Origin of the sequence: Streptomyces sp. NBC_00775 (assembly GCF_036347135.1) — a bacterium.
Classification (GTDB): Bacteria; Actinomycetota; Actinomycetes; order Streptomycetales; family Streptomycetaceae; genus Streptomyces; species Streptomyces lutosisoli.
Genome location: NZ_CP108938.1, coordinates 2,427,639 through 2,442,480 on the forward strand (window position 1 = coordinate 2,427,639; position 14,842 = coordinate 2,442,480).

A 14,842-nucleotide genomic window follows, 5' to 3' on the forward strand; every position below is an offset into this window, starting at 1 on the left:
CGGAGAACGCTACCGGCCATTGACAGCCGTCACGACGATCGCGCAGACTCGGCGCACTCGCTCAATGAATCTAAGTTCACTCAGCGAAAAATAATAGCTCGGCGCGGTGCGGGACGCACCCCACCAGGCCCCGCCCCTCTCCTTCGCCCCTCCCCCTGCCCCTGCCCCTGCCCCTGCCCCTGCCCCTGCCCTTGCCTTGAGGACTCCCATGAGCAATTCCGCCCAGAGCCGCGCGGACCTCGTCCGGCACAGCGCCTATGAATTCGCGCTGACCACGGTGCTTCTCTTCGTCGTAGTGAGCCTGGTCCGCTGGCTGGCCCTCCCCGGCTCGTCACTGACGATCGGCAATCCGCACACCTTGTTCGCCGTCGCGGGAATCGCGGTCGCCGCGCTGATCGCGGCGCTGATGTACTCGCCGCCCGGCCGCGCCTCCGGCGGCCACCTCCACCCCGGTGTCACCGTCTTCCTGTGGTCGAGCGGTCTCTTCCCGGCCCGCGCGGTCCTCCCGTACCTCGCCGCGCAGCTCGCCGGATCGGTGGCCGGCACCGCGCTGGCCGGAGCGGTGTGGGGCGAACCCGTGCGCCAGGTCGGCTACGGCGCCGTGGCGCCCGCGCCCGGGACCGGCGCGGTCGAACTGTTCCTCATCGAGGGCGCAGCGCTCGCCGCGGTGTTCGTCGCGGTGGCGCTGGTGATGGCCAGGCCCGCCCTGCGCGGTCTGATCCCGGCGGTCATCGGCATCGGTGTGGGCGTGGTCATCGCGACGCTGGGCACCGTGACCGGGGCGAGCATCAACCCGGCGCGCGCCTTCGGTCCGGCCCTGCTCTCCGGTCACCACGAGCACTTCTGGAACTACATGATCGCGCCGCTGGTCGCCCCGGCACTTGTCGGCCTCGCCCACCGCGCCCTGCTCACCCGCCGGGCCGCCGCACCTTCGCCGGCGTCCGCGTCCGCCGAGGCGTGAGCCTCCCCCCTTCCTCACCTCAGGAGCACCCCGTGTCCACCACCCGAGGACTGATCATCAACGGCCAGGAGGTCCCCGCCTCCTCCGGCCGCACCGCGTCCGACATCAACCCCTGGACCGGCGCCGTCTGCGCCGAGGTCGCCGCCGGCACCACGGACGACGTACGCCGTGCCGTGGACGCCGCCGACGCCGCGTTCGAGGCATGGGCCGCGACCAGGCCGGCCGAGCGCCGCCGGATCTTCCTGCGCGCCGCGCAGCTGATGGCCGAGCGCACGGAGGAGATTGTGCGCCTGATGGCCGCCGAGGTCGGCGGCGTCGCGCCCTGGGCCGGGTTCAACGCCCACCTGGCCGCCGACATCTTCCTGGAAGCCGCGGCGGAGGTGAGCCGACCGACCGGGCAGACCCTCGCCACCAACTCCGACGGCGTCTACTCCGCGCAGGTGCGGGTGCCCAAGGGCGTGATCGCCGCGATCTCGCCGTGGAACGCGCCGGTCATCCTCGGGGTGCGCGCGGTGGCGATGCCGATCGCGATGGGCAACACCGTGGTGATGAAGCCCAGCGAGGACGCACCGATCGCCTGCGGTCTGCTGATCTCGGACGTGCTGCACGAGGCCGGGCTGCCCGCGGGCGTGCTCAACGTCGTCACCAACGACCGTGCCGACGCGGCCGAGGTGGTCTCCGCGCTGATCGCCGACCCCCGGGTACGGATGATCAACTTCACCGGTTCCACGGAGGTCGGCCGCACCATCGGCGTCCAGGCCGCCCAGCACCTCAAGCCCGCCGTGCTCGAACTCGGCGGCAAGAACGCCCTGTTGGTCCTGGAGGACGCGGACGTCGACTACGCGGTGGACGCCGCGGTCTTCGGCTCCTTCATGAACGCGGGACAGATCTGTATGTGCGTGGACCGGGTCGTCGTGCACCGCGCGGTCGCCGAGGAGTTCACGGCCAAGTTCGCCGCCCGCGTCCAGGCACTCCCGTACGGCGATCCGGCCGATCCGGGCACGGCTGTCGGCCCGGTCGTCAACGCGGCCGCCGCGCGGCGGGTCGCGGCGCTCGTCGCGGACGCGGTCGCTCGCGGCGCCGAACTGGCCGCGGGTACCGGTGAGATCGAGGAGCCGGGCACGCTGATCCGGCCGGTCGTCCTCACCGGGGTCACCAAGGAGATGAAGGTCTACTACGACGAGATCTTCGGCCCGGCGACCGTGATCCATGTCGTGGACAGCGTCGACGAGGCCGTCGTGCTCGCCAACGACACTCCCTACGGGCTGACCGCGGGTGTCATTACGGAGAACCTGGCGCAGGGACTGTCGGTCGCCGCCCGCCTGCGTACCGGCATCGTGCATGTCAACAACCAGTCCATCGCGGACGAACCGCAGGCTCCGTTCGGTGGTGTGAAGAGTTCCGGGTACGGGCGGTTCGGTGGGCAGGCGGGCGCGGAGGCGTTCACCGACACGCGGTGGGTCACCGCGCAGGCCGTCGGCCATGCGCACTACCCGATCTGATCGCCCCTGCCGCCCCTACCCGTCCCATCCCTTCCTGGGGGCTGCGCCCCCAGACCCCCGCTAAAAGATCGCGCAGTTCCCCGCGCCCCTTAAAAGGGGCGCGGGGAACTCGCTTATGGGCAGCGGGCGTTCGCGTTCCTTGGGGTCCGGCGTGGGGCGACTGTGGGCAACCTGTGGGTTTGCTGATTCTCATCCGGCCCTCAGTGAAGCCTCACCGATGCCCCAGACGCGGGCTGGATGGTCGCTGCCATGAACGAACAGAACGCAGGAGGCGTCCGGCAGCGCTCGGTCGAGATCGTGGTGCCGGTCTACAACGAGGCTCATGTCCTCGCCGACAGCATCGGCCGTCTCCACGCATACCTCGAAGCCTCCTTCCCGTTCCCGTTCCGCATCACCGTCGCGGACAACGCGAGCACCGACGCCACCTGGCAGACGGCGATCGACCTGACCCACCGGCTGCCCCATGTGCACGCGGTCCACCTGGACGCCAAGGGCCGGGGCCGAGCCCTGAAGCACGTGTGGAGCCAGTCGACCGCGGATGTGGTCGCTTACATGGACGTCGACCTGTCCACCGGCCTTGAGGGCTTCCTCCCCCTGGTCGCTCCCCTGCTCTCCGGCCACAGCGACGTGGCCATCGGCAGCCGGCTGCACCGTCAGTCGGCGGTGGAGCGCGGGCCGAAGCGTGAATTCATCTCCCGCTCCTACAACCTGCTGCTGAAGGCGGGGCTCGCGGCCCGTTTCTCGGACGCGCAGTGCGGGTTCAAGGCCGTACGCACCGACGTGTTCCGGGCGCTCGCCCCGCACATCGAGGACAACGCCTGGTTCTTCGACACCGAACTGCTGGTCCTCGCCCAGCGCAACCGGCTGCGCATCCACGAGGTCCCGGTCGACTGGGTCGACGACCCCGACAGCCGGGTCGACATCGTCCGCACCGCCGTCGACGACCTCATGGGCATGGGCCGGATGCTGAAGGCCACCCTGACCGGCCGCGCCCGGATCGCCGCCGTACCGCGCCGCGGCAGCGTCCCGCAGGTACCGGCCACCCGAAAGACCGCCGAGGTCACGCCTGTTCAGGCGGCCGACGCAAGCACCTCGTCCCGCTCGGATCACTTGGAGTATGCGTCATGACGACCCTCGCCCCGCCGCCCCAGCAGGAGGGCTCCCGGCGTTCGCACCGGGCCGCCCCGCCCGCCGACGGCGGCATCGCCGCCCGCGCCCGAAGGGTCTTCACCGGACCCGAGGACGACCCGCGCTGGGCCCGCCCGGCCCTGTGGGCGATCGCGCTCCTCGCCACGGCCCTGTACGCCTGGAACCTGTCCTCCCTCACCGGCAACACCTTCTACAACGCCGCCGTCTACAGCGGCACCAAGAGCTGGAAGGCGTTCTTCTTCGGCGCCCTGGACTCCGGCAGCTTCATCACCGTCGACAAACCGCCGTTCGCGCTGTGGGTGATGGGTCTGTCGGCCCGCGCCTTCGGCTACGGCACCTGGCAGTTGATGCTGCCGATGGTCGCGGTGGGCACGGGATCCGTGGCTCTGCTGCACCGCCTGGTCAAGCGGGACTTCGGCCCGGTGGCGGCGACGATCGCCGCGCTGGCACTGGCCCTCACCCCGATCACCGTCGCCATCACCCGCGACACCAACCCCGACCCGATCCTGGTCTTCCTGATGCTGCTCGGCGCGGCCGGCCTGCTGAAGGCCGTCCGCACCGGCCGGCTGATGCCGCTGGTCTGGTCGGCGGTCGCGATCGGCTTCGCGTTCAACACCAAGATGATGCAGGCGTACGTCGTCCTGCCGGTGTTCTTCCTGGTCTACCTCTGGGCCGCGCGGGGTTCCGTGGGCCGCCGGATCCGCAACCTCGGCGTCGCCACCGTCGCGCTGGTCGTCTCCAGCGCCTGGTGGATGGTGATCGTCGACCTGATCCCCGCCTCCTCCCGCCCCTACATCGGCGGCTCGACCGACAACACGGTCTGGGATCTGGTCATCGGCTACAACGGCTTCGGCCGCATCTTCGGCGCGAGTTCGTCGGTGGGTTCGGCCGGCAACGGCGCCAGCTTCGGCGGTACGGCGTCCGTCTACCGGCTCTTCAACGAGATCATGGGCGGCCAGATCTCCTGGCTCATCCCCTTCGCGGCCATCGCCCTCGTCGCGGGCCTGATCCTGCGCGGCCGGGCGCCCCGCACCGACGCCAAGCGCGCGGCGCTGATGCTGTGGGGCGGCTGGTTCGTCCTGCACTACCTGACCTTCGCCCTCGCGGAGGGCACCTTCCACCCGTACTACGTCACCGCCATGGCCCCCGGTATCGCGGCCCTGGCCGGTGCCGGCGGCGTGATGCTGTACAAGGCGCTGCGTGAAGGCTCGGCGGCGAAGTGGGGCTGGGTCCTCCCGGCCGCCGTCGCGGCCAGCGCGGGCTGGGCGATCGTCCTGCTCCAGCGGGTCTCGGGCTCCGGCACGCTCTACACCGTCGCCGAGGTCGTGGTCGGTGTCGCGGGCGCATTCTCGGTGCTCGGTCTGCTCGCCGGACGGTTCATGAAGCGGCAGCGGCTCCTGGGCTTCGCGGCCCTGGCGGCCGTCGTCGCCCTGCTGGCGGGGCCCACCGCGTACTCGCTCTCGGCGGCCACCGGTGCTTCCAGCAACGGCACCAACCCGACGGCCGGCCCGAACACCGGCGGCGGCATGGGCGGTACGGGCGGCGGTCCGGGCGGCAGCGGCAGCAAGGGCGCCATGGGCGGTGAGGCACCGACCGGTGCCGACGGCGGCCAGTCCATGGGCGAGCCCCCGTCCGGCAGCGGCTCGTCGTCCACGGCCGAGTCCGGCACCCGGCCGAGCGGCGGCCAGACGGGCGGCGGTGGCGGTGGTCAGATGGGCGGCGACAGCCAGGTCTCGTCGGACATGATCACGTATCTCAAGAAGCACCAGGACGGCGCCACTTGGCTGCTGGCGGTGGCCACCGACCAGACCGCGTCCTCGATCATCCTGGAGTCCGGACAGCCCGTCATCTCCATGGGCGGCTGGTCCGGCAGCGACAACGCCATGACCCTCGCCAAGCTCAAGAGCCTGGTGAAGTCCGGCAAGCTGCACTACATCATGATCAGCAGCACCGGCGGCCAGGGCACCGACTCCGAGATCGCCACCTGGGTCGCGAAGCACGGCACCGCCGTCAAGTCCTCGGCGTACAGCACGAGTTCATCCACCAGCTCCAGCTCCAGCTCCAGCTCCAGCTCCAGCTCCAGCTCCAGCTCCAGCTCCAGCTCCAGCTCCAGCGGCCTCTACCGCCTGGACGCCTCCGACGTCAGCTGACCCCACCGTTCCTCCCACCAGGGCGGGCCGCCGGACATCCCCACCGGCGGCCCGCCCCTACGCGTTATGGAGTGCTCCCCTGGCGGCTCGCGGACGCGCCCCGGCTCATCGCGAGCACCGCGTCGCGGCGGCTCAGCGCGCCGAGCGGTGAAGGACCGGTCGCCCGTCGGCCTCGGCGGCAGCGCGGGCCCCCGGGCGGCGCACCAGGACGGTGACGTCGTGACCCGCGGCCACCAGACGGTCGAGCATCGGCCTGCCCATCCGGCCCGGCCCGAGGAATCCGATCCTCACTCCAGGTCCGCAGCACGCATCGGCTTCCCCTCTTCGAGAGGCACACCATCCGGTCCTGGGACTGTAGCGACGCGACGGGAGTTATAGAAGACCATCTCCTGAAATGGGCCGCCTGCACCCCTGGTCATTACGATGGCCCCCATGACAGAGCCTCGCCGTCGCCCGGGCCGTCCACGTGACACGAGCATCAATGAACGGGCCCTCGCGGCAACGCGCGAGCTGCTGGTCGGACGCGGCTTCGAGGCGACGACGATCCAGGCCGTGGCGGACCACTCCGGCGTACACGCCTCCGCCATCTACCGTCGCTGGCCGTCGCGGATCGAGCTGATCGAGGAGGCCACGTTTCCCGGACTCAGCCCGGTGAGCGTCCAGCCGACGGGGGACCTCCGCCGCGATCTGCGCCGGTTCATCCGCGCCTACCTGGCGGCCTTCGGCGCGCCCGCGGCACGTGCGGCGGCGGCCGGACTCCTCACGCACTATCAGACAGCGGGCCGCGCCCGTCCGCCGGAGATGTACCTGCGGGTGTCGGCGCGACCGCAGTTCCAGGACATCCTGCGCGCCGCTCCGCCCGGGAGCGTCGACCCCGACGTGGACCCCGACGACGTCTTCGACCTGCTCCTCGGCGCCGTCCTGACCCGCACCCTGCTCTTCGCGGTCACGGCACGGCACCGCCCCATCGAGCGCACCGTCGAGATGATCCTCCGGCTGCTGCGGCCCCTCGACGCATGAGGAAGGGGGCGTGACGCTGCTGGGGTCCCAGACGTGCGCGCTCATGCCATGGTGCAGCGGGCTGCACCATGGAATCGGGAGGCCGGCCCCTCGTGGCGGGGAACGGGCGACGGGATCGTAGTCGACAGCGATCGCAAGAGATCCACGGATCGCGACAGGCCCACGTCTCCCCTTCAGAAGGAAACCTCCGTGAAGTCGCTGCTCGCCGCCGTGAAGGCGTTCGTCGCCAACCTTCTGCTCTGGTCGTTCTTCGTGGGCGGACTCGCCGCGAGCTCCGCGTCCGGTGCCGTCCTCGACGGCACCCAGAAGGATGTGGCCACCTACGCCGGTATCGCCGTCTCGCTGCTGGCCGGTTCGCGCATCGCGAAGAAGCCGAGGATCAAGGCGTTCCTGTCGACGCCGCCGGTGCTCTGGTTCCTGTTCCTGTTCAACGGCGCCGTCGCCGCCGTCTGTTACCTCACCATGGACGGCGCGAAGGGGATCATGGCCGCCGCCGGCATGGGCCTGGTCTCGCTGGGCGCGGCCGGCGGTCTGATCGCGAGCCGCCGGAAGCCTGCCGGACTGCCCACCGCGTCGCGTTGAGGTCCCCGCACCCGTCGAACGCCTGCCCAAGTCACCGCACAGCCCATCCAGGAGGGGACCCATCCATGGCCGCGAACCGCCGACGTGGACGCCGCACCGCCACCATCGCCACCACCGTTGCCGCCGTCGCGCTGACCGCCGGGCTTGTCACCGGCTGCGACGACGTCGACAACTCACTGGGCTGCCTGCGGAACGCCGACACGATCGCCGACAGCCTCAAGGCCATCCATGAGGCGGGCGTGGACGCGGCGAAGGACCCGACGCGGACCGACGAATCCATCGACAGCATCGACGAGCACCTCAACGAGATTGACGCCAAGATCGGCGACAAGTCGGACAACGACAAGGTCGACAAGGCCGTCGACGACCTCGACAAGGCGATCGCGGACTACAACAAGGCCATTTTGAACGGCGACACGAACCCCGACTCCAGCAAGATCGACGACGCGGCCGACGCGTTGAAGAGCGTCTGCACGTCGTAACGGGCGCGGGCAGGGGGCCGGCCGCGTCGCCCACCCGCTGGTGCGGCTTCCACTGCCGGACACCGTGGCGTCACACCGGGCGGGAACGCTTCCAGCGTCCCCACCGCGGAAGGACGACGTGCGCCGTGTCCCTGCTCCCGCTCCCGCTCCCGCTCCCGCTCGACGATCTCCCCACCGCGCTCCCCTCCCCCTCCCCCTCCTCCTCCTCCCCCTCCCCCACGTTCGTACGCCTCATCCGCCCGGCGCTGACCCTGCTCCCGCTCGTGCTGATCGGCGTGTGGGCGGCGGTCGACCGGCACACGGTGCGCGACGGCGCCGCCCGGCTGGCCGCCGCCGACCCCTGGTGGCTGCTGGCCGGGATCCTGTTCACCAGCCTGGGCTGGGTGGCCGCCGCGTGCGCCCGGCAGGGGGCCCTGCCGGAAAGGCTGCCGCCGGGACCGCTGCTCGCGTCGCAGTTCGCCGCCGGTGCCGCGAACCACGTACTCCCGGCGAGCATCGGCGCCCATGCCGTCACCCTGCGCTTCCTGCGAAGCCGCGGCGTGCCCCTGGCCCGGGCCACCGCCTCGCTCGCCCTGTACTCGCTGGTCAAGCCGCTGGCGAAGACACTGGTGCTGGTCGTCTTCCTCGTGGCCTTCCCGGACCTGCTGCGGCTCGGCGAACTCGTCCCGGAACAGTGGACGTTGCTCCTGGCCGCCGGCGGCATGCTGCTCGGCCCCGCCGCCGTTTCCCTGCTCCTGGCGGTCGTCCGTCCGCTGCGTGGCCCGGCCCTCGGACTCGTCCGCACCGCCCTGACCGACGCACGGCTCCTGCACACCCGGCCCAGCCGCGTCCTCGCGCTCTGGGGCGGTGCTGCCGCCGGACCCCTGCTCCAGGGGAGTGTGATCGCCTCGGTCGGGTTCTCGCTCGGGCTGCCACTGTCCTGGGCGCAGGTGGTCCTCGCGCTCCTCCTCGCCAGTACCGCCGTCGGGGCCGTGCCCGCGCCGGGCGGGATCGGCCCCGTGGACGCGGCGCTGGTGTTCACCATGGCCGCGTTCGGCGCACCGATGGACGTGGCCACGGCGACCGTCATCGGCTATCGCGTCCTGACGGTCTGGGTGCCCCTGCTGGCGGGCACGCTGGTGCTCGCGGCCCTCGTCCATCGCAAGGTGCTGTGAACCGGCACCTGGTGAACGCGCGCTCAGGTATGGGCGCGGTTCACCGCCGAGTTGACGGCGGACAGGTGGGCCTCCTCCTCCGAGTCGGCCAGGGCGGCGCCGTACCAGGGGGTGCCGTCGAGGGTGATCCTGACGTAGGCGGCGTACCTGGTGCCGGCGCCGACCGGGTGCCCGTGCGCCTCGGTGACCTCGACCGTGAGGCCGGCGCCGGCGAGAGCTGCCGCGTACGCGCTCGGCACCTCGGGGCCCGAGCCCGTCAGCCGCGTGGTCCTCCCGGCGGCGTGCGCGACCAGGGCGTCCACGGTGACCCGGGGACCACGGGAGATCTCGAACTCCTTGAGAAGCAGGGCCGGCTGGGCGCAGTCGAGGTACATCCGCGTGAAGACGGCGCGCAGGTCGGCCGGGGTGAGTTCGGCGCCGTCGCCGTCGGCGACGCGCTGCACCTCGCGCGCGAGTTCCACGCGCATCCCGCGGGGCAGGTCGAGGCCGTACGCCGTCTTGAGGACGTGGGCCACCCCGCCCTTGCCGGACTGGCTGTTGACCCGGACCACCGATTCGTAGCTGCGGCCGATGTCCTTGGGGTCGATGGGGAGATACGGAACGTTCCACGGCACGGCCCGCGCGTCGCCCGTCTCGGCGATCCGGCGGTCGGTCGCGGCCAGACCCTTGGCGATGGCGTCCTGGTGGGTGCCGGAGAAGGCGGTGTGCACGAGGTCGCCGCCGTACGGGTGGCGCGGGGGGACGGGGAGCCGCGTCGCGTACTCGGCCGTGCGACGGATCTCGTCGAGGTCGGAGAGGTCCAGCTGCGGGTCGACGCCCTGGCTGAAGAGGTTGAGGGCCAGCGTCACCAGGCAGACGTTGCCGGTGCGTTCGCCGTTGCCGAAGAGGGTGCCCTCGATGCGGTCGGCGCCGGCGAGGACGGCCAGCTCCGCCGAGGCCACCGCCGTACCGCGGTCGTTGTGCGGGTGCACCGACAGGATGATCCCGTCGCGGCGGTCGAGGTTGCGGTGCATCCACTCGATCTGGTCCGCGAAGACGTTCGGCGAGTCGGTCTCGACCGTCGTCGGCAGGTTCAGGGTGACGGGCCGCTCCGGGCTCGCGTCCCAGAGCGAGGTGACGGCGTCGGAGATGCCCAGCGCGAACTCCGGCTCGGTGACGTTGAACGTCTCCGGGGAGTACTGGAAGCGCAGCCCGGTCCCCTTGGCGGCGTCCGCCCTGCGGGCCACCTGCCCGGCCGAGTCCAGCGCCATCCGCCGTACCTCGTCCTGGGTCATACCGAACACGACGTCGCGCCACAGACAGGCGGTCGCGTGGCACAGGTGCACCATCGCGCGGTCCGCGCCCTCGATGGACTCGAAGGTACGGTCGATGAGTTCGGGGCGGGCCGGCGTGAAGACGGAGATCGTCACGTCGTCGGGGATGCGGTCCTGCTCGATCAGCGTGCGGACGAACGAGAACTCGGCGTCGCCGGCCGAGGGATAGCCGACCTCGATGTCCTTGAACCCCATGCGGACGAGGAGGTCGAACATCCGGCTCTTGCGCTCGACGTCCATGGGGCTGCTCAGCGCCTGGTTCCCGTCGCGCAGGTCGACCGACGCCCACAGCGGCGCCTTGACCAGCGAATTCGACGGCCAGGTACGGCCGGTGGGGTCGGCCTGGGGACGGGCGGGCCGCGCGTACCGTCCGTAGGGCATGGCGGAGCCGCGCTGGGCGTTCCACCACGGCTGGTCCGCGTGGCGCGGACCGAGGGGAGTCCTGAGCCCCGGAACGGTGTGGGGCGACGGTGGCGCTTCGGTCATGTTCCTGCCCTCTCGGTCTGAGTGTGCGGGGTCGGGCGACCGGTCACCGCGGTCACCGGGTACGGCGGACGGGCACCGGTCAGGGGCCGGCCGGAGTACGTCCGCGGGCGGTGAGGTGGGCCGCCAGGGCGCGGACCGTGGAGTACTTGTAGAGCTCGGCCCAGCGCAGCTCCGGATCGATGCCGGGCAGGCACCGCTGGGCCGACATCGAGTCGCCGCCCAGGGCGAAGAAGTCGGAGTCCCGGCCGACCGGCCCCGTCCGCAGGGTCTCCTGCCACACCGCCGCGATCCGCTGCTCCCAGTCGCCGACCGGGAGTTGAGCGGGTTCGGGAGCCCCCGGGGAATCCGCCGCGGGCACCTCGGGGGCGAGGGCGGTCAGGGCCTTGCGGTCCAGTTTTCCGTTGGCGTTCAGCGGCATCGCGTCCAGGACCCGTACGGATCCCGGCACCATGAACGCCGGGAGCAGCTGGGCCAGATGGGCCCGGAGATCTTCGGGGCGGGGCGTCCGGCCGGGGTGCGGGACGGCATAGGCGACCAGCCGGGACCCGCCCGCGGCGGAGGTGACGGCGGCCGCGGCCGCGTCCTTCACCTCCTCGTGGCCGCGCAACACGGCCTCGATCTCGGTCAGTTCCACCCGCAGACCATGGATCTTCACCTGGAAGTCCTTGCGGCCGAGGAGTTCGATCAGGCCGTCCGGCCGGTGCCGGGCCAGGTCACCGGTCCGGTACAGCCGGTCGCTCACACCGTCGTACGACCAGTCGAGGAAGCGCTCGCCGGTGAGTTCGGGCCGTTCCAGATAGCCGCGGGCCAGGCCGGTGCCCGCCAGGTGGAGTTCGCCCGCGACGCCGGGCGGTACGGGCTGGAGGAAGTCGTCGAGGATGTAGGTGCGCTGGTTGGCCATGGGACGGCCGTAGGGGATGCTCGTCCAGTCGGGGTCCGTCTTCTCCACCTCGTACACCGTGGAGTGGATCGAGGCCTCGGTGGCTCCGCCGAGCGCGATGAACCGCACAGGGCCGGCGAACGCCCGGATGCGGTCGGGCAGCCGGACCGGGATCCAGTCGCCGCCGAGCATGATCAGACGCAGCCGGCCGAGCCGGCCGTGGCCGGTGCGCTCCAGGTGGTCGGTGAGCAGTTCGAGGAGGGCGGGGGCGGAGTTCCAGACCGTGATGTCCCGTTCGACGAGCAGCCGGGCCCAGTGCGCGACGTCCTTGGCCCGCTCCGGATCGGGGACGACGACGGTGCCGCCGGCCGCGGTGATGCCCAGGAACTCGTACACCGACATGTCGAAGCTCGGGGAGGACAGGGCGAGGACGCGGTCCTGATCGCCCACCGTGTAACGGGAGTTGAGGTCGGCCAGGTTGTTCACGACCCCGCGGTGGCGCAGGGCGATCGGCTTGGGCTGCCCGGTGGAACCGGAGGTGTGGATGATGTAGCAGAGGTTGTCCGGACCCGCCGCCGGGACGGGATCGTGCGCGGGGTGCCGGGCCAGGGCGTCCGTGTCCACGTCGAGAAGGACCAGCGGGCGGGGCGTCTGCGTGGCGGGCAGAGCGGCCGCCCGTACGGTGTCCGTGACCACGACGGCGCAGGACGTGCCGTCGAGCATGGTGGCCAGGCGCTTGGCCGGGTAGTCCGGGTCGAGCGGAACGTACGCGCCGCCGGCCTTGAGGATGCCGAGCACACCGGTCAGCAGCGAGGCCGAGCGCTCCAGGCACAGTCCGACCCTGGTGTCGGGGCCGACGCCCGCCTCCCGCAGGTGGTGCGCGAGCCGGTTCGCGGACGCGTTGATCTCGCCGTACGTCCACTGCCGTTCGCCCTGGATCAAGGCGACCGCCCCGGGCTCCCGGGCCGCCCGCTCCTCGAACGCGTCGTGCAGACACGCCTTGTCCGGCAGGGGGACGGCGGTGCGGTTCCACTCCACCAGGGTGTGGTGCGTCTGCTCGGCGGTGAGCAGACGCAGCAGGGCGACGAGGCGGTCGGGGGTGCGCGCGGCGTCCGTCGTCAGCGTCACGAGGTGGTCGGCCAGGCGCTGGACCGTCTCCCGGTCGAAAAGCCGCTCGTCGTAACGGAGTTCGGTGACCCAGCCGTCCGCCCGGGGGTGCACGGTGAGGTGCAGCTCGTGGGCGGGGGCGGCGGAGGATCCGGGCGCGTCGGTGCCGTCGGTGATCCGGAGGCCCACGGGAGGCGCGCCCTCTTCCGGTGCGGCGGAGATCGTGACGCGGCCGGCGGAGAGGTCCGCGAGAGTAGGCCGGCCGGTGACCGCGAACCCGGCGAACTCCGGTTCCCCGCCGGGCCGTTCGAGGGCGAGGGCGATACGGTCCTGGCCGGTGAGCCGGTGCAGCAGCGCCGCGACACACGCGGTCAGCGCGTCCTGCGGGGAGACACCGGGCAGGGCCGGCGGCGCGGGCAGCTCGCCACGGAGCAGGGCGGAGGCGAGCGGCTCGTGCCCGGCCCGGCGCGGCCGGTCGGCGGGTACCAGGGCGGGGGGCCAGTTGTCCCTGGCGGCGGTGCGGGAGTCCTCCGTACGGGGCCACGTCTCGGGGGTCACAGGCGTGCTCCTGTCGGGGTCGCGAGGGTGCTGTCCGGGGGCGCGAGGGCGGCCTCGGCGAGCAGGTCGGCGTGCGGCGTCACCGGGGTGGCGGTGCCGGCCCGCGGCAGTGGGTGGCGGGCGCACAGGGCGCGGACCTCGGCACGCAGCGTCGCGCGGGCGCGGGAGTCGATCCGGTACTCGGTGTCGCTCAGCGCGGTGGTGGCGGCGAGGGCCCGGTGCAGAAGCGCGGCGCACTCGCGCATCCGGTCCGGGCCGAGGCCGCGCTGGGCGAGGATGTTGGTGCCGAGCCGGATGCCGCTGGTGACCAGCGGCTTGCGGGTGTCCCCGGGGATCCGGTTGCGGTTGACGAGGATGCCGCACTCCTCCAGGGCGCGTTCCGCGATCACTCCGGTCAGGCCGGTGCTCCGCAGGTCGATCAGGACCATGTGGTTGTCGGTGCCCCCGGTCAGCACCCGGTGGCCAAGGCGGGACAGTTCCCCGGCGAGCGCGCCGGCGTCGGCCACGATGCGGCGCGTGGTCTCGGCGAACTCCGGTTGTGCCGCCAGCGCGAAGGCGCGGGCCTTGGCGGCGATCGACGCGGGGGCCGGGGTGCCCTGCGACCGCGGGAAAACCGCCCCCTGCATCAGCCGCGCGAGCGGTGTCCTTCCGTCGGGCCCGGGCGTCAGATGCTCGCGCCCGCTGAGGATCAGACCGCCGCGCGGTCCGCCGAGCTGCTTGTAGGTGCTCGTCGTGGTGATGTGCGCGAGGTCGACGGGGCTGGGGTGTTCACCGGTGGCGACCAGGCCCGCGATGTGGGAGATGTCCGCGACAAGATAGGCCCCGACGGAGTCGGCGACGGCCCGGAACCGGGCGAAGTCCAGGACGCGCGGATAGGCGCTGGCGCCCGCGATCAGCACCGTGGGGCGGTGCTCCGCGGCGAGGTCCGCGAGGCGCGCGTAGTCGATACGGCCGTGTGCGTCGAGACCGTAGGCGATCGCGCGGTAGTGCCGTCCGCTGACCGAGGCCGGGGAGCCGTGCGTGAGGTGCCCGCCCGCGTCGAGGTCCAGGCCGAGCAGGGTGCCGCCCGGGGACATGAGCGCGGCGAGCACCGCGAGGTTGGCGGAGGAGCACGAGTGCGGCTGGACGTTGGCGTACCGGGCCCCGAACAGCCGCTTGGCGCGCTCCACCGCGAGCCGCTCGACCCCGTCGAAGTTGCCCGCTCCGGGGTGGTAGCGGGCCCCCGGATACCCCTCGGCCGTCACATTGGACAGGGCCGCCCCGCCGGCGGCGAGCACCGAGGGGTCGGCGATGCTCGCGGACGCGACCATCGCGAGGGTGGTGTTCTGGTCGTGCACCTCCGCGTCGAGGAGCCCGGCGAGTTCGGGGTCCGTGTGGCGCAGGGCGGTCATCCCGGTGCGCAGGAGCGCGTCCTGGGCACCCCGCGCCTCCTGCGCGTCCTGGGTGTTCTGGGCGTCCTGTGCCGACGCGGCGGCCGGCCGCGTGGTCGTCGTGGGGG

At 72.1% G+C, this 14,842-nt stretch carries 12 protein-coding genes; 8 read left to right on the plus strand and 4 right to left on the minus strand.

From position 1 onward, the window contains the following. Window positions 1–208: 208 nt before the first annotated feature. The 4 genes from OIC96_RS10885 (at window position 209) to OIC96_RS10900 (ending at window position 5,762) form a co-directional block, all read left to right on the plus strand. Window positions 209–961, plus strand: a complete 753-nt coding sequence (locus tag OIC96_RS10885; RefSeq protein WP_327432577.1) for an aquaporin — start codon at window positions 209–211, stop codon at window positions 959–961. 32 nt (window positions 962–993) lie between these two features. Next, window positions 994–2,463, plus strand: a complete 1,470-nt coding sequence (locus OIC96_RS10890; RefSeq protein ID WP_330308046.1) for an aldehyde dehydrogenase family protein — start codon at window positions 994–996, stop codon at window positions 2,461–2,463. Between the two features lie 249 nt (window positions 2,464–2,712). Continuing rightward, window positions 2,713–3,591, plus strand: a complete 879-nt coding sequence (locus OIC96_RS10895) for a dolichyl-phosphate beta-glucosyltransferase (RefSeq protein ID WP_330308045.1) — start codon at window positions 2,713–2,715, stop codon at window positions 3,589–3,591. Next, on the plus strand, window positions 3,588–5,762 hold the full coding sequence (locus tag OIC96_RS10900) for an ArnT family glycosyltransferase (RefSeq protein WP_330308044.1): 2,175 nt from the start codon (window positions 3,588–3,590) through the stop codon (window positions 5,760–5,762). Before OIC96_RS10895 ends, OIC96_RS10900 begins: the two co-directional genes overlap by 4 nt. Before the next feature lie 132 nt (window positions 5,763–5,894). Here OIC96_RS10900 and OIC96_RS10905 read toward each other — a convergent pair whose 3' ends face one another. Then, window positions 5,895–6,053, minus strand: coding sequence for an NAD(P)-binding domain-containing protein (locus OIC96_RS10905; RefSeq protein WP_330308043.1), 159 nt, complete (start codon window positions 6,051–6,053; stop codon window positions 5,895–5,897). A gap of 141 nt (window positions 6,054–6,194) precedes the next feature. Here OIC96_RS10905 and OIC96_RS10910 point away from each other — a divergent pair, with 141 nt between their 5' ends. The 4 genes from OIC96_RS10910 to OIC96_RS10925 all read left to right on the plus strand — a co-directional run bounded on the left by OIC96_RS10910 (window position 6,195) and on the right by OIC96_RS10925 (window position 9,000). Next, entirely contained in the window at window positions 6,195–6,782 is a 588-nt protein-coding gene (locus OIC96_RS10910; RefSeq protein WP_330308042.1) for a helix-turn-helix domain-containing protein, read from the plus strand. Between the two features lie 189 nt (window positions 6,783–6,971). After that, entirely contained in the window at window positions 6,972–7,364 is a 393-nt protein-coding gene (locus tag OIC96_RS10915; protein ID WP_330308041.1) for a hypothetical protein, read from the plus strand. Window positions 7,365–7,429: 65 nt separating this feature from the next. Then, a complete protein-coding gene (locus OIC96_RS10920; RefSeq protein ID WP_330308040.1) occupies window positions 7,430–7,846 on the plus strand; it encodes a hypothetical protein in 417 nt (138 codons plus the stop codon). A 125-nt stretch (window positions 7,847–7,971) separates the two neighbouring features. Next, window positions 7,972–9,000 carry a lysylphosphatidylglycerol synthase transmembrane domain-containing protein gene (locus OIC96_RS10925; protein ID WP_330308039.1) on the plus strand — a complete coding sequence of 343 codons (1,029 nt, stop codon included), beginning with the start codon at window positions 7,972–7,974 and terminating at the stop codon, window positions 8,998–9,000. Window positions 9,001–9,023: 23 nt separating this feature from the next. Here the strand turns inward: OIC96_RS10925 and OIC96_RS10930 are convergent, their stop codons facing one another. The 3 genes from OIC96_RS10930 to glyA all read right to left on the minus strand — a co-directional run bounded on the left by OIC96_RS10930 (window position 9,024) and on the right by glyA (window position 14,735). After that, entirely contained in the window at window positions 9,024–10,799 is a 1,776-nt protein-coding gene (locus tag OIC96_RS10930) for a 2-isopropylmalate synthase (RefSeq protein WP_330308038.1), read from the minus strand. Window positions 10,800–10,878: 79 nt separating this feature from the next. Then, window positions 10,879–13,344 (minus strand): non-ribosomal peptide synthetase, encoded by a 2,466-nt coding sequence (locus OIC96_RS10935; protein WP_330308037.1) that lies wholly within the window; start codon window positions 13,342–13,344, stop codon window positions 10,879–10,881. Then, complete coding sequence (gene glyA / locus OIC96_RS10940; RefSeq protein WP_330310325.1) at window positions 13,341–14,735, minus strand: serine hydroxymethyltransferase; 1,395 nt, start codon at window positions 14,733–14,735, stop codon at window positions 13,341–13,343. Before glyA ends, OIC96_RS10935 begins: the two co-directional genes overlap by 4 nt. Window positions 14,736–14,842: the final 107 nt, after the last annotated feature.